Below are 22,153 nucleotides of genomic sequence, written 5' to 3' on the forward strand. Positions count from 1 at the left end.
TACAAATGAAACTTTGGACGGCCAGGCGCCGTGCGCTTACTCGCCCCGGCGCGATCCTGGCGGCTCGCCTTTCAGCCAGCAGACGACGGTGAGCAAGACGCAAAGCACACCGGCATAGATGAGAAACAAGCCGTTCCCACGGTGCGGCTGCAGATAAGCGCCGCCGACGGCCAGCAGGACAAAAAAAGCGAGCACGACGACCCAGCCCTGCCAGGTAGTGGGCAGTCCCCAGCCCCAACCGAAGCGTTTGGCGGGGAACCAGTACTTTTTCTTGTCAGTCATGGTGCTGAGCATCCGTGGGGGATAGGTACCGTGCGGCGGCGGAGTCTACGCCGACCCGAGGCGGCTACAAGTGCTGCCGGAGTGACCCGCACGGTGGCCAGTGCGCGCCGTAAGGCTTGCCTAGCGCGCCAGATCGATGGCGTAAACCGCCGTGCCGTCGCCGTTGTCCTTCAGTTCGCGAACGGCGGTGATGCCGGCCTCGCGTGCCACGTCCTGCTTGCCGGCGGCGCCCTTGAACACCACCTCGCCACGCGTCTTCAGTGGTGCGAAATGCCAGGACGTCGCGGGGAGGTCCTTGGCGCCGATGGTTTGGTGGGCTTGCAGCCACTTGGCCAGTATCTCGCGGGCGCCATCCGGTGCGGCCAGCACGATGTTCTTGCCGTCCAGGCCGGGGAAGTTGCCGCCGCCGCTGGCGCGGTAGTTGTTGGTGGCGACGATGAACTGCTGCTGCGGCGTTACCGGCTTGCCCTTCCAGCTGAGCTTGACGATGCGCTCGCCTACCGGGCGCGACACGTCGATGGTGTAGGCGATATCGCCCTGGATCTGGTCGAAGTTGAAGCCGGGGTAGTGATCGTTGACCAGCGACTGCTGGCCGTCCTTACCCGGGTCGATGCGGTTGAAGCGTTCGGCTGACTTTTCCAGCCACGCCTTGAGGCCGGCACCGTCGACCTGCACGGCTGCGAGGGTGTTCGGATAGAAGTACAGGTCGGCGGCGCTGCGCAGGGTGAGCGGGCCGGGTACGACGTCGGTGTAGTCATCCGGTCCGCCAAAGCCCGTGCGGAATGCCGCCGCGGCCGACAGCACCGGCAGCTTGGCCAGTTCCGGATGCGACTTGGGCAGCTCGCGCTGCACGTAGTCGCGCATGGCGGCGTTGATCGGCGCCAGCGCGGTCATATTGCCCACATCGGCGAAGTAGCTGCTCATGCGCACGCGGGTCTGGCCGATCGGGGTGTTTACGTAGGTCACGGCGGCCTGATGCGGCTGCGCCACCAGCGGGGCGATCACGGGGTCTGCGGGGACGCACTCGTTCTTCTTCGGACAGATCGGGCGCACTTCGCTGTGGGTCTGGCTCTTGTCGATCACCCAGCGCCCGTTCTGGCGATCCAGTGCCAGCTGGATGACGCCGAGATCCTTGCCGAAGAAGCCGCCCATGACGGCTGGCGTGCCGCGCACGAAGCCGCGTTCGGCATCCACGTCCTGCATGCCGACATAGCGCGGCCCCGGGAATTCGGTATGGGCGTGGCCGAGCAGCAGCACGTCGATGCCGGGTACGGCGGCGAGGTACCAGCCGCCGTTTTCCATCTCCGAGGTATAGGTGTCGGTGTTGAGGCCGCCGTGCAGGATGGCCACGACCAGGTCGGGGTGCTGGGCTTCCAGCTCGGGCAGGTATTTTTTGGCCGCCTCGAGCACGCCGGTCACAGTGACCTTGCCGGCCAGGTTCTGCTTGTCCCACTCCATGATCGGCGGCGGCGTGAAGCCGATGATGCCGATCTTAAGCGGCACGCTGTGGGTACGGCCGTCGGGCGCGGTGACGCTGATGTCCTTCTGCACCACGGTCCACGGCTTGAAGATCGGGGCGCCATCGCGGGCGCTGTATACATTGGCCAGCACCAGCGGGAAGTGCGGGCCGGCGCATCGCTCCGTACGGCCGCCTTCGACGTTCATCGGCGTGCCGGTGACCTGGGAGAGGAAGCCCAGGCCGTAGTTGAACTCGTGGTTGCCAGCGGTGCCGCCGTCGTAGCCGAGGGCGTCCATGGCGCGGTAGATGGCCAGCGTCTCGTCGCAGCCAATGGTTTTGACCTGGGCCTGGTAGTCGGCCAGCACGCTGCCCTGGATGGTGTCGCCGCTGTCGAACAGGAAGTTGTTGGGGTATTGCGTGCGGGCCCGGCGGATCAGGGTGGCGGTGCGCTCGTAGCCCATCGATTCGTCTTCGCGCTGCTTGTAATAGTCGTAGCTGAGCACGTTGGCGTGGACGTCGGTGGTTTCCAGGATCGCCACCTGGGCCTTGCTGCCGTCCGGCAGGGCAGTCGTTTTGGGCGTCTGGCTGGCGCAACCGGCCAGCACGGCCGCTGCCAGGGCGGCAAGGGGAAGGAGGCGAGGGGACATGCGGCGATCCGTGGTTGGACGAGCAGGGCGGGCAAGCTACCAGATCCTGGTGACGGATTGTCCGGGCAACGCCGGCTGAACCGCTGCGTGGCGCCGCTAGCCGTTGCCTGCCGTTGTGTCTGTGACGCCAACAAGTCCGTAGAATTGCATCACGATGACAGCAAGGCCACAGGGGGCCTACCCGTATATGCCACGAGAACCACTACGCTTCGTGCGGAAAAGTGCGACATGGCTGTGCGCGGCAGGATTCTTCCTGTTCTGCATCAGCATGACGGCCTTGCGCGAGCCCGACCTGCTTCAGCAGGCCTTTGTGATCGCGCTGATGGTATGTGCTTTCGGCATGTTGCTGTTCGCCTTTGCGCGGCCGGCCACGGCGCTGGTGGTCAGTGGCGGCCTGTTCCTCGGGCTCAACTTCCTATCGGTCCTCAAGCTGCGCTACCTCGATTCGCCGTTGATGCCGGCGGACTTCATCTATTACGCGCGCAGCAGCCTGCTCGAGACCCTGGGGCATTACCCGCACCTTTACGGCCTTTGCCTGATGGTGGGCGTGGTGACGCCGCTGGTGCTGTGGGCGATCTGGCGCTGGGATCGTCGCGTGCTCGCGCACCTGAGTCGGAGTCGTGCGCTGCTGACCCGGGTGGGCGGCGTGGCATTGTGGGCACTGGCGTTTTGGGTGTGCCTGCTGCCGAACGGCCCCTTTGCCCAGGTGCACGCCAAGAACGTGTGGGAGAAACTCTCCGACGACGCGCAGATCACCAACTTCTTCGTCAACTTCAGCGACTCGGACATTCGCCTGCCCGAGCTGGGTGACGACACGGTGGCCGAGCAGGAGTGGGGCCCCACGGCGGCCATCGAGCCTTCGACCAGCCCGCGTTCGGCGGCGGACTACCCGGACATCGTGCAGGTGCTGGAAGAGAGCACCTTCAATCCGTCCAACTTCACCCAGTGCAATATTCCCGAGTGCCGGGTGCAGCTGTTCAAGCCCGATGCGCGCACCCGCGCCACCGGACCGATGCGCGTGCATACGTTTGGTGGTGGTACCTGGGTGAGCGAGTTCGCCACGCTGACCGGCATGCCGCAGGACATTTTCGGGCCGGGCGGCATGTACGCGCCTTACGTGCTGGCGCCGCATGTGCGCGACAGCCTGCCGATGCAGTTGCAGCGGCTTGGTTATCTCACGATAGCGATCTATCCGACCAACGGCGCCTTCCTCAACGGACGCAATGCGTATACGGCCTACGGTTTCGACCAGTTCTACGACGCCGGCCAGCTGGGCCTGCCGGAATGGGAAGAGACCGACGCGCAGATGTTCGTAGCCGCCAAGCGCATCTACGACAAGGTGAAGAAGCCGGGCCAGCCGGTCTTCGTGATGATCCTGACCCTGGCTCAGCACGGCCCGCACGACGGCGATCCGCTGTCGTCGTTGCCGGCGCCGTTCAACAAGGGCGTGCTGAAGGGTCTGCCGACGCGCGAGTCGCTCAACTTCAACACCTACCTGTCCAACCTGCACAACTCCGATGTCGCCATGCGCGGGCTGGAGCACGACTTCCTCGATCGCGCGCAGCCGACCGTGATCGTGCATTTCGGCGACCATCAGCCGTCCTTCAGCGGCCTGATTCGCGAGATGCCGCGCACCTGGCCGACGGCGCTGGGGCAGTACAAGGACTACCTCACGTACTACATGATCAAGAGCAACTTCCAGGGCGCGCCGCTGCCGCACTACCCGATGCTGGATATCGCCTTGTTGCCCAGCATGGTGCTGCAGGCGGCCGATGTCCCGACGGACCCGTATTTCTCGGCGGCCATCTCATTGCGCGCGCGTTGCAATGGTCTATATACCGATTGCGCGCAGCCGGAGCTGGTGAAGTCGTATCACGCGTGGATCTTTGATCGGCTGCATGTGTATCAGTAGAGGCTGGTGACGGTGGCGCTTCTACTTCCTCTCCCCTTGGGGGAGAGGAAGCAAGGCTTAGACCTCGTAGCGCACACCACCCACCCACGTCTCGCGCGTCACCAACCCATCATCCAGCACCGCAAAATCCGCACGCTGCCCAGCCACCAGGCGACCGTGCGTACGATCCAGCCCCAACCACGCGGCGGGATAGCTGCTGGCCATGCGTGAGGCTTCGGCCAGCGGCAGGCCGACCATGTTCACCAGATTGCGCACGCCAGTCGCCATGTCCAGCGCGGAGCCTGCTAATACGCCCGCGTCGCTCTGGCAGATACCGTCGCGCACGATGATGGTCTGGCCGTTGAGCACGTACTCGGGACTGTCCGAACCGACCGGCGGCATCGCGTCGGTGACCAGCACGCTCTTGCCACGCGCCTTGGCCGCAATGGCTACACGCAACGCTACCGGATGCACATGGTGGCCATCGGCAATGAGTCCACACCAGCTATGCGGATCGTCCAGCGCGGCACCGACTACGCCGGGTTCACGGCTGCCCAGCGGTGTCATCGCGTTGTACAGATGGGTGAAGCCGCATACGCCGGCATCGAGTGCGGCGCGGGTGGTCGCGTAATCGGCGGCAGTATGGCCGGCCACCACGATCACGCCGGCTTCGCTGAGCTGGCGGATGGTGTCGAGCGACACTTCCTCGACGGCCAGGGTCAACATCACCACGCCACGGCGATCGCGGGTGATCGCCGCGATATCGTCGGCATCCGGCGGGCGAAACAGTTTCGCGTCGTGAATGCCCTTGCGTGCGGTGGCCAGGAACGGGCCTTCCAGATGGATGCCGAGCACGCCGGGTACGCCTTGCTCGATCGCCGCATCGACGGCGTCGAGCGCCTTGTGCATGACCTCGGCGGTGTCGGTAATCAGCGTGGGCAGAAAGCCGGTGGTGCCGAACTTGCGATGCGCCGCGCCGATCGTGCGCAGTGCGTCGACGGTCGGATCGGCGTTGAACAGTACGCCACCGCCGCCATTGACCTGCACGTCGATGAAGCCGGGCAACAACAGGCGACCCGTGAGGTCGTATGCCTTTGCACTGGCGACACGCGGGTCATCGGCGTGCGTCATGGCTTCGATGCGTTCACCGCGCACCAACACCGCCAGCCCGTCCTGCGGACCATGATCGGAAAGCACGCGGCCGTTGATAAGCGCGATGAGCGGGTGCGGCGTGGCCATCACATCGTCTCCGTGACCTTGCGCAGATGCGGCGGGACGTCGGGATCGTAGCCCCGTGCCAGCGACAACGCACTGGCGGCGCGATAGAAGCTCTGCACCGCCAGCAGCGGCGCCACGATGGGCTCGATGCCGGTGGGCAGAGGCAAGGTGCCCGGTTCGGTGCCGCCCGGTGCGGCCAGCCACACGCGCGCGCCGCGCGCGCGGAACTCGCGCGCCACGGCCAGGGTGTTCTCGAGCGTGCCGTCGTCCTGGGCGAAGAAAAGCACCGGGAAGCCGTCGCCTACCAGCGCCATCGGGCCATGCTTCACTTCGGCAGCGCTAAACGCTTCGGCGTGCAGGCCGCAGGTTTCCTTGAGCTTGAGTGCCGCTTCCAGCGCCGCGCCGAAGCCGTAGCCACGGCCGACCACGAACAGGTTGCGTGCATCGCGCAGGCCCTCGGTGAGTGCGCTCCAATCGGAATCCCAGCCACGACGCAGATCGTCCGGCAGGCGCGCCACGGCGGCGTGCAGCGAGGCGTCGTTGCTCCAGTGTGCAGTGAGCTGAAGAATGGCGGCGAGCGTGGCGAGATAACTCTTGGTCGCCGCCACGCTCAGTTCGGGGCCGGCGCGCAGCGGAATCACCGTGTGCGCCAGTGCGGCAAGCGGCGAGTCTTCCACGTTGACCACGGCCAGCACCTGTGCGCCCGCGTCCTTGGCTGCCTGCGCGCTGCGCAGCAGGTCCGGACTCTTGCCGGACTGCGAGATGGCCACGAACAGGGCGCCTTCCAGATTCAGATCGGCATCGTAGATGGACGAGATCGATGGCGACGCCGACGCGGTGATCAGGCCAAGGCGGGTCTCGAACACGTACTTCGCGTAGGCAGCGGCGTGATCGGAGCTGCCGCGCGCGCACGTGACGATGAAGCGCGGCGGCTTCGCGCGCAATTGTTCGCCCAGCGACTTGAGCACCTCGGCGTTCTCGCGGAGCTGGCGCTCGACCACCGCGGCCGATTCGTGGGCCTCGCGGAACATCAGGGTGGAACTGGCTTCTTTCATGGCTTTCTCGATGGCTTGCGTGTGGGCGCAGGTCGCGGGGGAGGGCGCGCGTGGCGCGCCTTCAGCCCTTGCGTGGCGCCGGTGTGGGCGGCGGTGCGGTGGAACCGCGGACCACCAGTTCGGGAATGAAACATTCGTTGGATGGCATGTCGGCAGCGGCGCCGGCCTTGTGTTGCAGTTCGGCCATCAATTGCAAGGCAGCGTGCTGACCAATATCGCTGGTCGACTGACGCGCCGTGGTCAGCGCAGGCCACGCCTGCTTGGAGAACGGACTGTCCTCGAAGCCGGCGATGGAAAGGTTCCACGGCACGTCCATGCCGCTGGAACGCGCAGCGGCGAGCACGCCAGCGGCGATCTCGTCGTTGCTGCCGAAGATCGCAGTCGGCGGATCCTTGAGTGCGAGCAACTTGCGCGCACCACGGAAACCATCGTCGAACGCGTAGCGACCCGGCAGCACCAGCTTCTTGTCGAGCGGCACGCCGTAGTCCTTCAGCGCGTCGGCATAACCCTGGTAGCGCTCCGGGCTGGAGCGATGGTGCGGTTCGCCCCACAGGAAGCCGATGCGTGTATGACCCAGCTGGATCAGGTGTTCGGTAATCGCATACGCCGCGCTGCGGTCGTCGATGTAGACGCAAGGCGAACCGTCATGCGGATCCTCGCGCGAGGAGATGATGCGCACGAAGCTGATGCCATGGTCGGTCAACTGGGCGATCAGGTCCGCCTGTTCGGACATCGGCGGCGCCAGCACCAGGCCGGCCAGACGATTGCGCTCGACCAGCGAACTCAGTTCGTCGGCGAGGTTCGGCGATGACGAATCGCAGGGATGGATCAGCAGGCCATAGCCGCGCTGGCGGCAGGCCGACAGTACGCCATCCTGCATGCTGATCACGTAGTGCGCGTTGGGATTGTCGTAGACCAGGCCGATCGCATAGGCATGCGTGCTGCGCAGGCCGCGCGCCGACAGATTGGGTTGGTAGCCCAGCGCCTCGATCGCACGCTCGACTTTCTCGCGCGTATCCGTGCGCACCGAGGCTTCCCGGTTGATCACGCGTGAGACCGTTTTGAGCGAAACGCCCGAACGCTTGGCAACGTCCTTGATGGTGGGGCTACGCAACAGGGAAACTCCGGCAGAACGGGAAGGGCATCGTAGCCCAGCGGATGTGTAAGGCGGCAGCGTGACGTTACGTCCGCCGCCTTACCACTCAGGAGACGTGCTGGCCTACGCGATGGCCCTTCAATCCGTAGAAGAGGATGTAGAGGTAGCACGGCACCATCAGCACCAGGAAGACCAGCTGGAAGTTGAAATGCTGCTTGAGGTGCACGAAAAGTTGCGGCACCAGTGCACCACCCGCGATGGCCATGATCAGCATCGCCGAACCGCGCTCGGTCAGCCGACCCAGGCCCTTGATCGCCAGCGGGAAGATCGCCGGCCACATCATCGCATTGGCAAAACCCAGGGCGGCGACGAAGGCCACCGAGACATGGCCGTGGGTGAGATAGGCGCCTAGCGTAAACAGCACACCGAGCACGGCCGACACGGCGAGATAGCTCTGCTGCGAGATCACTCGCGGGATCAGGGCCAGGCCAGCGAGATAGCCCGCCAGCATCGCCATCAGCGTGTACGAGGTGAAATGCTTGGTTTCATCCAGCGGCAGCCCGAAGCCCTGGCCATAGGTGCCAATGGCATCGCCCGCCATCACTTCCACGCCGACATAAAGGAACAGGCACAGCACGCCCAGCCACAGATGCGGGAAGCTGAAGATGCCGCCCTTGTCGTGGCCGATCTCCGCTTCGCTGTTGGCGCCCGAGGGCTTGATCTCCGGCAGCGACGAACGCACCACCCAGATCGCCAGCAACACCAGCAGGCCGGCCATGATCATGTATGGCATGTGCACCTTGGCAGCGAAGGCATTGAGCAACGCTTCGCGTGCTTCTGGCGTGGGCGCGGCCTTCACTTGTTGGTCGAACGTATCGATACCCGAAAGCACCAGCGCGCCGAATACGAAGGGCGCCAGCGCGCCCGCGATCTTGTTGCAGATGCCCATGAACGCAATGCGCTGCGCTGCACTATCGATCGGACCGAGGATGCTGATGTACGGATTGGAAGCCGTCTGCAGCAGCGCGAGTCCCGCACCGATCACGAACAGCCCCACCAGCGCCGGATAGAACACGCGCATGCTGACGAACTGGCCGAACATCACCGCGCCGATGGCCATGAAGAACAGACCCAGGCCCATACCCTTTTTCATACCGGTGCGCCGAAGCACGCTCGACGACGGAATGGCCAGGAAGAAGTACGAGAAGTAGAACACCAGTGGCACCAGGAAGGCCGACACGTCATCCACGTTGAAAGCCAGCTTGACGAAGGTGATTAGCGGCCCGTTGAGCCAAGTGACGAAGCCGAAGATGAAGAACAGCACGCCGATGATCAGCATCGGTACCAGGCTGGAGGATCGCGACTCGCCGGTGGCGAGCGTGGTGGACGACATGGTGAAGGACTCCCCGCGGGCTTTCGATGACTGACTGCATGGCCGATGGCCATGCCTTCCCCGCGCTGTTTATCCGCGTTAACTAGCAACGTTGTCAATTACTGTCGCACGACTGTCAGGTCTGGGCCGGGCCGCGCCTAACGCATGGTACGCCGTTGAGGTGACCTCTTGGCGCAGCGCCGCAAATCATTGTCCAGCGCTGTCATTTGCCCGTCAAACCGCACCAGCCCGATATTCATGCGGTTTTAACAAAGGTCTCTTACGAAACCATCGGGTGCCCTTGCTGCGCCGCAGCAAGGGGCTGGGGCAGCCAGGAAAAAAGTCCTGTTGACAACGTTGTCATCCGTTCCCAGACTCCGGCCAAAACAAGGCACGTTTGACAAAGGCGTGACGAACACATGACGGGAGGGAATGTGGGGGAAGTGGCCAACCACGGCAGTGCGCGCAAGCTGGCGACGCTCGGCGATGTGTTTCTCGCGGCCGACGTCGGCGGCACGCATGCGCGCATCGGGCTGGTAAGCCAGCATCCGGATGGCCAGCGGCCCGTCACCGTGCTGCAGTACCACCGTTACGCCTGCGCCGACTGGCCGAGCCTGACGGCGGTGTTGAAGGACTTCGTCGACCAGCTCGATCGCTCGATCCACGTGCACCGCTGTGCGGTGGCCAGCGCCGGCTATGTGCTGGGCGACGCCATCGTCAACGACAACCTGCCCTGGCCCGTGTCCATCCGGGACATTCGTGACAGCCTGGGCATCGACCAGCTCGCGGTCATCAACGATTTCGAAGCGGTGGCGTATGCCACGCAGTTCCTGGCCCAGGCCGACACCACGCCGGTGATCGAGACCACGGCGGCACCTGCCGTCGGTCCGGTGCTGGTGATGGGGCCGGGCACCGGGCTCGGTTCGGCCGTGTTGCTGCCGGGTCACCCGCGTGCCACGGTGCTGGCGACCGAAGCGGGACAGATCGCGCTGGCGCCGGGTAATGAACGCGAAATCGAGATCCTGCGTTATCTCGCGCGTGATCGCGCCTACGTGTCGTTCGAGCACGCCTTGTCCGGTCCGGGCCTGCTCAATCTCTATAGGGCGATCTGCGATCTGGGCCGGCAGGCTCCGACGCTGACCATGCCCAGCCAGGTGACCCAGGCCGCGCTTGATCGCAGCGATGCCGCGGCCGTCGAGGCGCTTGATGTGTTCTGCAGTTTGCTCGGCAGTTTTGTCGGCGATTTGGTGCTGCTTTACGGCGCACGCGGGGGCGTGTTCCTTGCCGGCGGCATCCTGCCGCAGATCCGCGAGGTGCTGCTCGCCAGCAACTTCCGGCAGCGCTTCTTCAACAAGGGGGTGATGCGCGCCTTCTTGCAGCAGGTTCCTGTACGACTGATGGAGCACGGCCAGCTTGGCGTGATTGGCGCAGCCGGACTGTATTTGGATGGCCAGCACACAGGTTCGGGGGAGAACGCAGCACCAACGTAGTACCGCAGCATTCGTTGCATTGAACCGGGCATTGAGCCCAGACAGCCACGTAGCAGCCGGACGACCCACATACATCCGCTGCCGATATGCCTTCGAGGGGAGGAAACCATGTCACATCGCAAAACTCTGCTAGCAGCTAGCATCATCGCCGGCTTGTGTTTGTCCGGCTCCGTTTACGCCGTTGACAATACCCAGCCTGATGCATCGGGACAGCCGGCTGCGTCCGGCCAGACCAGCACCACGACCCAGGGCCCGCAGACCGCGGCCGAACAGGCCAAGGCCAAGCAGCTCGGCACCGTCACCGTGGTCGGCATTCGCGACTCGGAAGCCGAGTCGTTGAATCTCAAGAAAGCCGCCGACAACATCGTTGAAATCGTCACGGCGGAAGACATCGGCAAGCTGCCGGCCAAGAACGTGGCCGATACGCTGTCGCGCCTGCCGGGCGTGAACATCAGCTCGTCCAGCGCCAGTGAGGGCGGTTTCGACGAGAACGATCGCGTCAGCCTGCGCGGCACCAACCCGAGCCTGACCCAGACCCTGGTCAACGGTCACACCGTGGGCACTGGCGACTGGTTCGTGTTGAGCCAGGTGCAGACCGTGGGCCGCAGCGTCAGCTACAGCCTGCTGCCGGCTGAAATCGTCAGCCAGGTAGTCGTGAACAAGTCGTCCGAAGCCAAGCGTCAGGAAGGCGGCAGCGCCGGTGACGTCGACATCATCACGCGCAAGCCGCTGGAGTTCGCCCAGCAGGTCACCGCGCAGGCCTCGATCGGTGGCGTCTATTCCGATCTGCCCGGTAGCACCCAGCCGCAGTTCAGTGGCCTGTTCAACTGGAAGAACAACGACAACACCTTCGGCGTCATGGCGCAGGCCTTCTTCGAGAAGCGCGAGCTGCAGCGTAACGGCCAGGAAATCGTGGGCGGCTACAATCAGATCAAGGCTACCGACCCGGTGGCGGTGGCACATCCTGATCTTGCCGGCGTTTACTACCCGAACCTGATCGGCCAGACCCTGTTCACCCAGACGCGCGAGCGCAAGGGTGGCACCATCGACCTCGAGTGGAAGCCGCTCGACAACCTCACCTTGAACCTCGACAGCTTCTACTCCGAGCTCAAGGCCGACAACTTCAACCGTAACTACATGTTGTGGTCCAGCCAGTTCGTGCCGAGCGGCGTGGGCCTGCAGCCGGGTTATTCGGTGAAGAACAATGTCCTCAACAATGCCGTTTTCGCAAAGCCAGGAGCAACAGGTAATTGCAATCCCGGCAATCCGACTGCGACCCCACCGGTTGCGCCGACTCTTTGTGCCAATACGCCCTACGGCGTGTATGACCAGATCTCGCGTCCGGGTGCCTCTTCGTCTTCCGCGTTCACCACCCTCGACGCCGAGTGGCGTGCCAACGACCACCTGACGTTCACCGGCCTGATTGGTACGACCACGGGCAAGGGCAACAGCAAGAACCAGGACGTGAGCGAGCTGGGCTTCGGCGGTGGTGCCGGTGCCAGCTGGAACATGCACGGCACGGGTCAGCCGACCAACTGGGCCATTGGCGGCGACAACACCACGCCATCGGGCATCATCCCGTCGGCCGGCTGGATCTTTGGCGACCAGGACATCCACGTCAAGGACAAGGAAAACTTCTATCAGTTTGACGGCGAGTGGGCCGCCGACAGTTCGCCGATCTTCCTTTCCACGCTGGATTTTGGCGTCCGCTACTCCGATCACACGCGCGAGAACAAGAGCGATATCGGCCAGGGCCCGAAGGGTGACTGGCAGAACCCCGCGAACTACCCGCAGACGTGGTCCAACTATCCGAGCAGCTTCAACAGCGATCTCGGCGTGAATGGCCCGGGCCCGGCGTGGTACTACAGCCCCGGCGCGCTGGCAGCGTTCAACAATCAGTTCGCCAACCGCGACCCGGTGGCGCGTTTCAACTGGCAGAACATCTACAAGGTCAACGAAAAGGACACGGCTGGTTACCTGCAGGCGAACTTCACCGGTGACCGTTGGAGTGCGAACGCCGGCTTCCGTTACGTCTATACCAAGGAAGACATCACCTACAACTCCGGCGCGCAGTCGCAGTACACCACGCTTGGTCCGATCACGGGCTCGGCTTTCGGTCCGTACTACGTCAACAACTACAACCACAGTTACGACAAGGTGCTGCCGAGCGCGAACCTGCGCTTCAACCTGACCGACGACGTGCTGGCCCGTTTCGCTGCCTCGCAGACGATGACGCGTCCGGACTACTCGGCCCTGGCCGGTTCGTACTCGCTGGACGACCTGACCCACACCGGCAGCGGCGGTAACCCGCAGTTGAAGCCGCTGATCTCGACCAACTTCAATGCAACGCTGGAGTGGTACTTCGCTCCGCGCGGCCTCGTGTCGGCCGGCGTGTACAACATGGCGCTGAGCGACTACGTCACCTTCGGCAACCAGAACCTGTTGTTCAAGGACCAGATGGCGAGCAACACCGCTGGTCACGACGTGTTCTCGAACTACCAGGTCAGCGTGCCCACCAACACCAACGGCAACGTCAAGGGTGTTGAGCTGAACTACATCCAGCCGATCGGTGAGAACTTCGGCGTTCAGACCAACTACACCTACGCCAGCGGCCATGCCGACGGTGACAAGCCGCTGCAGGGCACCTCGAAGCACACCTACAACATCTCGGGTTACTTCGAGAACCAGATGTTCAACGCCCGTATCAGCTACACCTACCGTTCGTCGTTCTTCGACGGCGTCAGCCGCACGGACACTTACTACCAGGCTGGCATCGGCAACCTGGCGGCATCGGTCGGCTACAACATCAACACGTGGATGTCGGTCACGCTGGACGCGATGAACCTCAACAACCCAAGGCTGCGCTACTACACGGTCAACTCCGCTTACGGCAACCAGCCGGATGCGTTCTACACCAATGGTCGCCAGTACTACCTCAACCTGCGCTTCAAGATCTGACGTAAGGCTTCTGAGTGATTGTTTAAGGCTTCCTCCCCGCCAACGGGCCCGGCACCTTTGCCGGGCCCGATTTTTCTCGCGGGGATGGGTAACAAGACCGCACGTTGCCGGGAGGTAGATGGCATGAGGCAAGCTCGCCATCTCGCGACTGCACTTCTGGCGTTCTTTTTGAACGACGCAAGTGCGTCCGACTTAAAGGTGTTGATCGATCAGGTGGGCTACGACACGCATGCGCCCAAGCAGGCGATCGTGGCCAGCCCGGTGGGCGCATCGCCGCAGCACTTTCGCGTCATGAACGCGGACACCGGAAAGCCCGCCTGGCAAGGCGAGCTTTCGCCAGCGGCCCAGGTGGCGGCATGGGGCCAGAATGGTTATGCCGTTGCCGACTTCAGTGGCCTGAAGACACCGGGCCACTACTACGTGGAACTGGCCGAAGGTGACCGCGATACGCGGTCCGACACGTTCGCCGTTCAAGACAACGTGCTGGAGCGCAACACGCTCTCGAACGTTATCTATTACGTCAAGGGGCAGCGTTCCAGCGGCCTGATGGACAAGGCGGATCGACGCCTGGCGCATCCCGACGGCGAGCCGGGAGTGCTCGATCTTCAGGGTGGCTGGTATGACGCCACCGGAGATTACGGCATTCATCTGTCGCACCAGAATCTCACCAGCTATTTCAATACCCAGCAGCTTCCGCTGGTCGCCTGGAGCCTGCTGCGCAGCTGGCAGCAACTGGACGCCCGGCATGATCCGAATTTCCGCGAGTACCAGCGTCGTCTGCTCGACGAAGGCTTGTTTGGTGCCGATTTCCTGGTGCGCGACAAGCGCCCGGATGGCTCGTTCTACCAGTCCATCGATGCGCCCGGCGCCGGCAAGCTGCCGCAGGATCGCCGCGTCGGCGACCCCAACTGGCGCACGCAGATCAAACTCAAGCCCGGCGACCACACCGAACGGGTGGATCAGCCGGCCCGTGGTCCGCATGCCTACGAGGCAAGTTTTCGCGCGGGTGGCGGGCTGGCCATCGCCGCACTGGCGCTGGCCAGCCGCATGGGTATCGATGGCGACTTCACAGCGCAGGATTACCTTCGCGTCGCCGCAGACGCGTATCGCTTCCTCGACGCGCACAATCGCGAGCTGATCAACGACGGCAAGGAGAACATCGTCGACGACTACAGCGCCCTGCTTGCGGCGGTTGAGCTGTATCGCGCCACGCATGATGAAGCCTGGCGCAAGCTCGCCGATGGACGCGCCGAGCGGCTGATGGCGCGCCTGACCAGTCATGACGGGCATCGCGACTACTGGCGCGCCGACGACGGCGTGCGTCCGTTCTTCCATCCGTCGGACGCGGGCTTGCCTGTCGTTGCCCTGGTCGAATACGCCTCTATCGCGGACACTAAACAACAGCGTGACGTGCGAGACGCGGTCAGGCGTTCGTTGACGGCCGAGCTCGCTGTGACCGCCGAGGTGGCCAATCCGTTCGGCTACGCACGCCAGCTGGTACGCAGCGGCGATGGCCGCGTGCATACCGCTTTCTTTTTTCCCCACGACACCGAGGCTTCACCCTGGTGGCAGGGCGAGAACGCGCGCCTAGCCTCGCTGGCTGCCGCTGCGCGTCTGGCTGCGCCGCTGTATGCCAACGATGCGGCCTTCCAGGCGAAGCTCCATGCCTACGCATGGAACCAGTTGCACTGGATCCTGGGGCGCAATCCCTATGACAGCAGCATGCTGATGGGTAGCGGCCAGAACAACGCGCCTTATATGTTCTTCGACTCCTACGCGTACACCAACGCGCCGGGTGCCATCATCAACGGCATCACCGGCGGCCTCACCGATGAGAACGGTATCGCGTTCAATCTGGGCTATGCGCAGACCGGCAAGGACGAGGACTGGCGCTGGACGGAACAATGGCTGCCGCATGATGCGTGGTATCTATTGGCCATCAGCCTTCCCCACGATTGACGGAACCGTTGCGAGACACCGATGAAAGCGACACGCCACCTTCTCTGCCTTGCCCTGTGCGGCGTTGCCGCCTTTGCCCATGGCGCGGATGTATCGCGCGCGCCGGTCGACGTCATCCCGCTGCCCGCGCAGGTCACCTATGCGGGTGAGCCTTTCAATGTCAGCGCGCAGACTCCCATCGTGGTGGACGGCGGCGACGCGGCAGCACGGCGCGCCGCCGACTATCTTGCCGCGCTTACCGCGCGCACACGGCACCTGCCGCTGCAGGTGAAGAACGCTCCTGTGCCTGGGCCCGCCATCGTGCTCAAGCGCGATCCGCAGGCCCTGGTAGCGAATGCGGAGGGCTATACGCTCGACGTCACGCCGCAAGGCATTCGCGTGGTCGCCCGGGAGGAAGCAGGCCTTTTCTACGGCGCCATCACGCTATGGCAATTGCTGACGCCCGCTCACGGCACCGGCGACGTCAAGGTTGCCGCGGTGCACATCCGCGACGAACCGCGCTTCGGCTGGCGCGGCCTGATGCTCGATTCCGCGCGTCATTTCCAGACGACCGACGAAGTGCGCACCCTGCTTGACCAGATGGCCCAGCACAAACTCAACGTGCTGCACTGGCACCTCACCGATGACCAGGGTTGGCGCATCGAGATCAAGCGTTATCCCGAGCTGACCGGCATCGGTGCCTGGCGCACGCCGCCCGACGCTGGCGAAGGCGGCGAACCCCAGCGTTATGGCGGCTATTACACGCAGGACGATATCCGCGCCATCGTGGCCTATGCGGCCGAACGGCACATCACGGTCGTACCGGAGATCGACATGCCGGGCCACGCGCAGGCAGCGGTGGCCTCGTATCCGCAAGTCGGTGTCACCGGCAGGCGTCCGCCCGTGTCACCGGACTGGGGCGTGAACCCTTACCTCTACAACGTCGATGACGCCAGCTTGCACTTCCTGCAAAACGTGCTCGATGAAGTGATGGCGCTGTTCCCATCCAGCTATATCCATGTGGGTGGCGACGAGGCGGTCAAGGACCAGTGGAAGGCCTCGCCGGCAGTGCAGGCGCGTATGCGCGAGCTGAAGCTGAAAGACGAGAACGCGCTGCAGAGCTGGTTTATCGGCCAGATGGGCCAGTACCTCAGCGCGCATGGCCGACGCCTGATCGGCTGGGACGAAATCCTCGAAGGCGGCTTGCCGGCCAGTGCCAGTGTGATGTCATGGCGTGGCACCCAGGGTGCCATCGACGCGGCGAAGCAGGGCCACGATGTGGTGCTGTCGCCCGCGCCGCAGCTCTATCTCGACCAGATGCAGAGTGATCGCGCGGATGAAACCACCGGCCGCCTGCCTTCGATGTCGCTGGAGAGCATCTACGCGTTCGAAGCGGTGCCCAAGGCGCTGGATGCCAAGCAGGCCAAGCACGTACTCGGCTTGCAGGCGAATATGTGGACGGAGCATATGCCCACGCTCCGGCATATCGAGCACGCGGTGTTCCCGCGTATCGATGCGCTGGCCGAAGCAGCCTGGACGCCCGCGCCATCGCGCGATTGGCATACCTTCCTCGATCGCCTGCCGGCCCAGCTCGCCCGCTACCGCGGGCAGGACATCGGCTATGCAGATAGCGCGTTTGCCGCGTCCATCGAGGTCGACCGTCATGCCGCCATCGCCAATGGGCATGCCAGCGTCACTTTGTCCAACCAGTCGAAGTACGGCAGCCTGCACTACACCACCGATGGCGGTGCGCCTGGCGCCAACTCGCCACTGTATGTCGGGCCGTTCATGGTGAATCTGCCGACGGCGGTGAAGGCCGTGGCCCTCGCGGACGACGGCACGCCGCTGGCTGCCGTACGTGAGCGTGTGCTGGATGTGGCGGCGCTGCGCAGCCGCACCACCGGCGAGCTCGACAATTGCCCGGGCAGCGACTTCCGCCTGCGCGTGCAACCCACGCCGGACGCCACCAGCCTGTCGCCGACCTATCTCATCAACGTGTTCGACAACTGCCGTCTCTACCGCGCGGCCAAACTGGACGGTATCGCGGCGATCAGCGTCGACATTGCGCGCCTGCCGCGCAACTATCAACTGGCGCATGACGCCAAGCTGGTGGTGTCGCACAAGGCTACGACGCCACAGGGTGAGTTGCTTGTGCGCCTCGACAGCTGCAAAGGGCGCACGCTTGCCACGCTGCCCTTGCCCAAGGGCGGCCCGGCGACCTTCACGTTGCAGGGCGCGCTGGCCAGGCAGTCCGGTGTGCACGATCTGTGTTTGGTCTTTACGTCGCCGATCACCGGGCCGCTCTATGGCATCGGCAAGGTTTCGCTGCTGCCGGCCGAGGTCGCCGCCAAGGCGACGCCATGAAAGCGATGTTGCGCCGTCTTGCCTCGGTGGATGCACTCCGCGGCTGCACGGTCGCAGCCATGCTGCTGGTCAACGACCCCGGCGATTGGGACCATGTCTATTCGCCGCTGGAGCATTCGGTGTGGAACGGCTGCACGCCCACTGACCTGGTATTTCCGTTCTTCCTGTTCGTCGTTGGCGTGTCGATCGCCTTGGCGATCGGCCCGCGTGTGGAGCAAGGCGCCGACAAGGCGGCACTGACCCGCGCCGCCCTGAAGCGTGCGCTGCGCATCGTGGTGCTGGGTGTGCTGATCAATGTCTTGGCCTGGTTGATCATGCCCGCTGCGCACCTGCGCTTTCCCGGCGTTCTGCAACGCATAGGCGTGTGTTTCGCAGGCGCCGCGCTGTTTGCTATCCATACGCGGCCGCGCACGCAGTGGCTGGCGATCGGGTTGATCCTGCTCGGCTATTGGGGGCTGCTCGTGCTGGGAGGCTCGCTGGAGCCGTGGGTCAACCTGGTCAGCCGGGTGGACTTCGCGGTATTCGGTCGCTTCGTCTACCAGATCGATCCGGTAAGCGGTCGCGGCCATGATCCGGAGGGCCTGATCGGCTGCATTCCTTCGCTGGCTACCAGCTTGCTGGGCCTGCGCGCCGGGCAGTGGCTGCGGGATGAGAAAACCAGGACGCTGTGGCTAGCCGGCCTGCTTTCCCTGGCGCTGGGCCTGCTGTGGTCGTTGGCGTTTCCCTTCAACAAAAACCTGTGGACCTCATCCTTCGTGCTCTGGTGTGCGGGCTGGGCGATGCTGGCACTCGCGTTGTTCCACGTACTCATCGACCAGCGCGGCTGGCCCGCCATCGGTCGTCGTTTCGGCGTGAATGCTGTCGCCGCCTATGCGGGTTCCGAGTTGATGCAGATCCTGCTGCCAGGCCTGCGCTTGCAGGACCCGATCTATCAACACGTCTTCGCCGGCTGGATCACGCCACGGGCCGGCCCGTACGTGGCATCACTCGCGTTCGCCTTGGTCTTCGTGGCCGTGTGGTGGTTGATCGTCTACGCGATGGACCGACGGCACCTGTACATCAAACTCTGAGCCAGCCGACCGCATCGCTCACCAGGGCGACGCTGCGCTGCTGCTTGAGCGGCCCGGCCGGGCTGACCTTTTGCCTTATTGTCATCGCGCCCCCCGCACTGGCATGCTGAGGCGAATCGGTGGGGGTCGATGCCCGCATCTCGTTGCAGCAGCCAGGGGGCGCCATGCAGCACCAGGAAACCGCGCAGCCGCGCGAGGCGGGCGATTGTCCGATAGCTACGCAACCGCTCGCCACGGCGGGCGAAACGCCCTCGCTCGAGCCGGCGCCAGACGACCACAGCTACCCGCTTCAAGAGGCGTTGCTCAGCTACCTCGACAATCGTCGGAAGGCGCTGCGTCTGTATGGCGAAGCCGTCGATAGCGGTGACGATGCCATCGCCGAGCAGGCGAAAGCGGCCGCCCAGGATGCAGGCAGGGCGCTTGATGAGCTGAAGAAGCTCAGCGCGTCGAATCATTAGAAGATTGCCCACACGTGTTTTCAACGAGGTGCGAAACGTGACCGATCGCCGTGTAATGAATCTGCTGTATGCGCTGCTGGTGCTGGTCGCCTTCAACCTCGGGCTGACGATCTACTTTCAGGCAACGAAACCACAGCCAGTGGCCGACCTCTCGGCAAACCCAGGTGGCGCGGCGGCCCAGATCTCGGATAAGGAGGCCATGGCGCTGGCGCATAGCGTGGTCGACCTCTACAACGCCAACGACACCCACGGCCTCTACCTGAAGTTCGACGACCTGGCCCGCCTGCAGCTCACGGAGCAAAGCCTTGGCGAAAAGCTCGCGAAGCTCCAGAGCATGATAGGTCGCGTGCAGGATTTCGCTTATTCGAATGCGGAAGTTGCCGGAAAAAGTGGCGGCAGGACGTTCCTGACCCTTAACTACAAGGCGCGCTTGACCGGCGGCACGTTCAGCTCAGGCGCCATCAGATTGACCGTGGCCATGAAAGACGGCCATGCGAGTCTGTTTGGTTTCTTCATCAACGGTCAGGCGGATTGAATCCAGGGACGAAGGCGGCTCAAGCGGCGCGTGAGATCGTGCACTTGGCCTGACCTGGATGATTCCATCTGGACGGCCAAAGGTGGCTAACGCCTTCCGGCATGCCCTTCCCGTCACGAGAAGGGCATGCCCGTTGCCTGAGTACGGATTAGTAGGAAATCACCAGATACGGACCCGATCGGCGGGAGCGACATACAGCTTGTCGCCGGGCTGAATGCCAAAGGCCTGATACCAGGCGTCCAGATTGCGCACAGGTCCGTTGACGCGGAAGGCGCGCGGCGAATGCGGATCGCTGGTGACCTGGCGACGGATGGCATCGTCGGTCAGCTTGCCGCGCCACGCCTGCGCCCAGCCGAGGAACACGCGCTGGTCGCCGCTCAGCCCATCGATGACCGGCGCGGGTTTGCCGTGCAGCGAGGCGTGATAGGCGTCCAGCGCCAGGGTGAGGCCGCCGAGATCGGCGATGTTCTCGCCCATGGTCAGGTCGCCGTTGATATGCACGCCTGGCAGCGGCTCGAAGGCAGAATACTGCGCGCCGAGTTGTTTGGCGCGCTGCTCGAACGCCTTTGCATCCGCTTCTGTCCACCAGTCGCGCAGGGCGCCATCGGCGTCGATCTTGCGTCCCTCGTCGTCGAATCCATGCGTGAGCTCATGACCGATGACGCCGCCGATGGCGCCGTAGTTGATCGCGGGATCGGCGTTCGGGTCGAAGATCGGCGGCTGCAGGATGGCCGCGGGAAACACGATGTCGCGCAGCGAGCCGTTGTACGCATCGTTGGTTTGCGGCGACATGATCCAGTCGCTGCGATCCACCGGGCCGTTTAGGCGATTCACGTAAAACGTCCAGTCCGCTTCGGCCGCGCGCAGCACGTTGCCGACCAGGTCGTCGCTGCGCATCTCCACCTTGGAATAGTCGCGTGGGTGCTCGGGGTAGCCGACCTTGATGGTGTAAGTGTCCAGTTTGCGCAGTGCTTCCTGGCGGGTCTGCGGGCCCATCCAGTCGAGCTTCTCGATGCGGACGCGGTAAGCCGCCTTGAGGTTGGCCACCAGCTCCTCGATCTTGGTCTTCGACGATGCGGGGAAATACTTGTCCGTATACAGCTGACCCACGCCCCAGCTCAGGTTGCCGAAGCAGTCCAGCCGTTCGCCCACGCCGCAGTCGCCGCCCGACACGGCCTGGACGCCGCGCTTCCAGCGCACGGACATCTGCTGCTGGCCGGACAAGGTCTTGTTGTGCATGTTGAAGTACGCGTCCTGAAACGGCTGGGACAGGTAGTACGCGGCGTTGTCGGCGATGCGTGCGGCCTGCCAGGCCTGGATCGTCGCTACCGGCGTATGCGCATACACTGCGGCGAGTTTCGGGATCGCGGTCTTTTCGCCGACCACGATGCGTTTGAGCTCGCCCAGCTGCGATGACTTCAGGTAGGCGGACCAGTCGAAGCCAGGTGCCATCTTCTGCAGCTCGAAGACGCTCATCGGGTTGTACATGGCGACGGGATCGCGCTGTTCGACCTTGCTCCAGCTCGCTTGCGCCATGGCGGTCTCAAAGGCCACCACGTCCTTCGCTGCCGCTTCAGGCTGAGGCCAGCCCGCCAAGGTCAGCAGTTGCGTGACATAAGCCTGGTAGGCCGCCTTCTGCTTGGCGAACTCGGGCTTGAGGTAATAGTCACGATCGGGCAGGCCAAGGCCCGCCTGGGTGACGTATACCGCATAGTGCTTGGTGTCCTTGAGATCGACATCGAAGACCAGATTGAACAAGGCACCTTCGAAGTCGACATTGGTGCGACCCATCAAGGCGGCCTGCGTATCGCGGGTGCCGGCCTTGCGCACGGCGTCGAGTTGCGGCGCGATGGCCTTGGCGCCGAGTGCGTTGATGCGCGCCTCATCCATAAAGGACTGGTAGAACGCGCCCACCTTGCTGTCCAGTGAGGTGGGTGAAGGATGGCCGTGCACCGTCGCTTCCATGATGTCGTGCAGGCGCTGCTGGGTGAGGTCGGTCATCGCCAGGCGCAGGCTTACCGCGGGCTTGTCGGCGGGAATCGGCGTGTTATCCAGCCAGGTGCCATTGGCGTAACGGAAAAAGTCGTTGCCCGGCTTCGTCGTCATGGCGGCGCCCGCCTGGTCGAAGCCCCAGCTGCCATATTGCGGCTTGGCACTCGCCGGGTCGGCGGCATTGGCCGTTCCCACGATCAAGGCACTCAAGCAAGCGAACGCGAGAATCCTGCTGCGCATAACCCCTCCGGTCGTGAATGACGTCGGCGGATACTCGCACTTCCTGGCGGCGGGACCAGTGCTGGAAGTTGCAGCCCTCGAACGGGTC

General features: G+C 64.0%; 15 protein-coding genes. 8 read left to right on the forward strand and 7 right to left on the reverse strand.

Annotated features, from left to right (window positions below; translation table 11 throughout):
* Window positions 1-36: 36 nt before the first annotated feature.
* Complete coding sequence (locus ACT01B_RS01050) at window positions 37-282, reverse strand: hypothetical protein (protein WP_445145552.1); 246 nt, start codon at window positions 280-282, stop codon at window positions 37-39.
* A 120-nt stretch (window positions 283-402) separates the two neighbouring features.
* Complete coding sequence (locus tag ACT01B_RS01055) at window positions 403-2,388, reverse strand: bifunctional 2',3'-cyclic-nucleotide 2'-phosphodiesterase/3'-nucleotidase (RefSeq protein WP_445145553.1); 1,986 nt, start codon at window positions 2,386-2,388, stop codon at window positions 403-405.
* A gap of 187 nt (window positions 2,389-2,575) precedes the next feature.
* On the opposite strand from ACT01B_RS01055, the gene ACT01B_RS01060 reads away from it, so the two are divergent.
* Entirely contained in the window at window positions 2,576-4,300 is a 1,725-nt protein-coding gene (locus ACT01B_RS01060) for a sulfatase-like hydrolase/transferase (RefSeq protein ID WP_445145554.1), read from the forward strand.
* Window positions 4,301-4,357: 57 nt separating this feature from the next.
* Here ACT01B_RS01060 and nagA read toward each other — a convergent pair whose 3' ends face one another.
* From nagA to ACT01B_RS01080, 4 genes are all read right to left on the reverse strand, one after another.
* On the reverse strand, window positions 4,358-5,518 hold the full coding sequence (nagA, locus tag ACT01B_RS01065) for an N-acetylglucosamine-6-phosphate deacetylase (protein WP_445145555.1): 1,161 nt from the start codon (window positions 5,516-5,518) through the stop codon (window positions 4,358-4,360).
* Window positions 5,518-6,552 carry an SIS domain-containing protein gene (locus ACT01B_RS01070; protein WP_445145556.1) on the reverse strand — a complete coding sequence of 345 codons (1,035 nt, stop codon included), beginning with the start codon at window positions 6,550-6,552 and terminating at the stop codon, window positions 5,518-5,520. Before ACT01B_RS01070 ends, nagA begins: the two co-directional genes overlap by 1 nt.
* A gap of 61 nt (window positions 6,553-6,613) precedes the next feature.
* On the reverse strand, window positions 6,614-7,666 hold the full coding sequence (locus ACT01B_RS01075; RefSeq protein WP_445145557.1) for a LacI family DNA-binding transcriptional regulator: 1,053 nt from the start codon (window positions 7,664-7,666) through the stop codon (window positions 6,614-6,616).
* A gap of 88 nt (window positions 7,667-7,754) precedes the next feature.
* Window positions 7,755-9,041 carry a sugar MFS transporter gene (locus ACT01B_RS01080; RefSeq protein ID WP_445145558.1) on the reverse strand — a complete coding sequence of 429 codons (1,287 nt, stop codon included), beginning with the start codon at window positions 9,039-9,041 and terminating at the stop codon, window positions 7,755-7,757.
* Between the two features lie 398 nt (window positions 9,042-9,439).
* Here ACT01B_RS01080 and glk point away from each other — a divergent pair, with 398 nt between their 5' ends.
* The 7 genes from glk (at window position 9,440) to ACT01B_RS01115 (ending at window position 19,833) form a co-directional block, all read left to right on the forward strand.
* Window positions 9,440-10,510 carry a glucokinase gene (gene glk / locus ACT01B_RS01085; protein WP_445145559.1) on the forward strand — a complete coding sequence of 357 codons (1,071 nt, stop codon included), beginning with the start codon at window positions 9,440-9,442 and terminating at the stop codon, window positions 10,508-10,510.
* Window positions 10,511-10,618: 108 nt separating this feature from the next.
* Complete coding sequence (locus ACT01B_RS01090; RefSeq protein WP_445145560.1) at window positions 10,619-13,468, forward strand: TonB-dependent receptor; 2,850 nt, start codon at window positions 10,619-10,621, stop codon at window positions 13,466-13,468.
* Between the two features lie 168 nt (window positions 13,469-13,636).
* Entirely contained in the window at window positions 13,637-15,427 is a 1,791-nt protein-coding gene (locus ACT01B_RS01095) for a glycoside hydrolase family 9 protein (protein ID WP_445145561.1), read from the forward strand.
* A gap of 21 nt (window positions 15,428-15,448) precedes the next feature.
* Entirely contained in the window at window positions 15,449-17,770 is a 2,322-nt protein-coding gene (locus tag ACT01B_RS01100) for a family 20 glycosylhydrolase (protein WP_445145562.1), read from the forward strand.
* Window positions 17,771-17,775: 5 nt separating this feature from the next.
* On the forward strand, window positions 17,776-18,840 hold the full coding sequence (locus tag ACT01B_RS01105; RefSeq protein ID WP_445147395.1) for an acyltransferase family protein: 1,065 nt from the start codon (window positions 17,776-17,778) through the stop codon (window positions 18,838-18,840).
* A 119-nt stretch (window positions 18,841-18,959) separates the two neighbouring features.
* Entirely contained in the window at window positions 18,960-19,298 is a 339-nt protein-coding gene (locus ACT01B_RS01110; RefSeq protein WP_445145563.1) for a hypothetical protein, read from the forward strand.
* 37 nt (window positions 19,299-19,335) lie between these two features.
* Window positions 19,336-19,833, forward strand: coding sequence for a hypothetical protein (locus tag ACT01B_RS01115; RefSeq protein WP_445145564.1), 498 nt, complete (start codon window positions 19,336-19,338; stop codon window positions 19,831-19,833).
* Between the two features lie 159 nt (window positions 19,834-19,992).
* Here ACT01B_RS01115 and ACT01B_RS01120 read toward each other — a convergent pair whose 3' ends face one another.
* Window positions 19,993-22,065 carry a M13 family metallopeptidase gene (locus ACT01B_RS01120; protein WP_445145565.1) on the reverse strand — a complete coding sequence of 691 codons (2,073 nt, stop codon included), beginning with the start codon at window positions 22,063-22,065 and terminating at the stop codon, window positions 19,993-19,995.
* Window positions 22,066-22,153: the final 88 nt, after the last annotated feature.

The organism is Dyella sp. Tek66A03 (assembly GCF_052567735.1).

What these genes read in the sequence shown, in the direction of transcription:
- ACT01B_RS01050 (WP_445145552.1), bottom strand. Translation starts at nt 282, where the DNA reads ATGACTGACAAGAAAAAGTACTGGTTCCCCGCCAAACGCTTCGGTTGG.
- ACT01B_RS01055 (WP_445145553.1), bottom strand. Translation starts at nt 2,388, where the DNA reads ATGTCCCCTCGCCTCCTTCCCCTTGCCGCCCTGGCAGCGGCCGTGCTG.
- ACT01B_RS01060 (WP_445145554.1), top strand. Translation starts at nt 2,576, where the DNA reads ATGCCACGAGAACCACTACGCTTCGTGCGGAAAAGTGCGACATGGCTG.
- nagA (WP_445145555.1), bottom strand. Translation starts at nt 5,518, where the DNA reads ATGGCCACGCCGCACCCGCTCATCGCGCTTATCAACGGCCGCGTGCTT.
- ACT01B_RS01070 (WP_445145556.1), bottom strand. Translation starts at nt 6,552, where the DNA reads ATGAAAGAAGCCAGTTCCACCCTGATGTTCCGCGAGGCCCACGAATCG.
- ACT01B_RS01080 (WP_445145558.1), bottom strand. Translation starts at nt 9,041, where the DNA reads ATGTCGTCCACCACGCTCGCCACCGGCGAGTCGCGATCCTCCAGCCTG.
- glk (WP_445145559.1), top strand. Translation starts at nt 9,440, where the DNA reads ATGACGGGAGGGAATGTGGGGGAAGTGGCCAACCACGGCAGTGCGCGC.
- ACT01B_RS01090 (WP_445145560.1), top strand. Translation starts at nt 10,619, where the DNA reads ATGTCACATCGCAAAACTCTGCTAGCAGCTAGCATCATCGCCGGCTTG.
- ACT01B_RS01100 (WP_445145562.1), top strand. Translation starts at nt 15,449, where the DNA reads ATGAAAGCGACACGCCACCTTCTCTGCCTTGCCCTGTGCGGCGTTGCC.
- ACT01B_RS01105 (WP_445147395.1), top strand. Translation starts at nt 17,776, where the DNA reads ATGTTGCGCCGTCTTGCCTCGGTGGATGCACTCCGCGGCTGCACGGTC.
- ACT01B_RS01120 (WP_445145565.1), bottom strand. Translation starts at nt 22,065, where the DNA reads ATGCGCAGCAGGATTCTCGCGTTCGCTTGCTTGAGTGCCTTGATCGTG.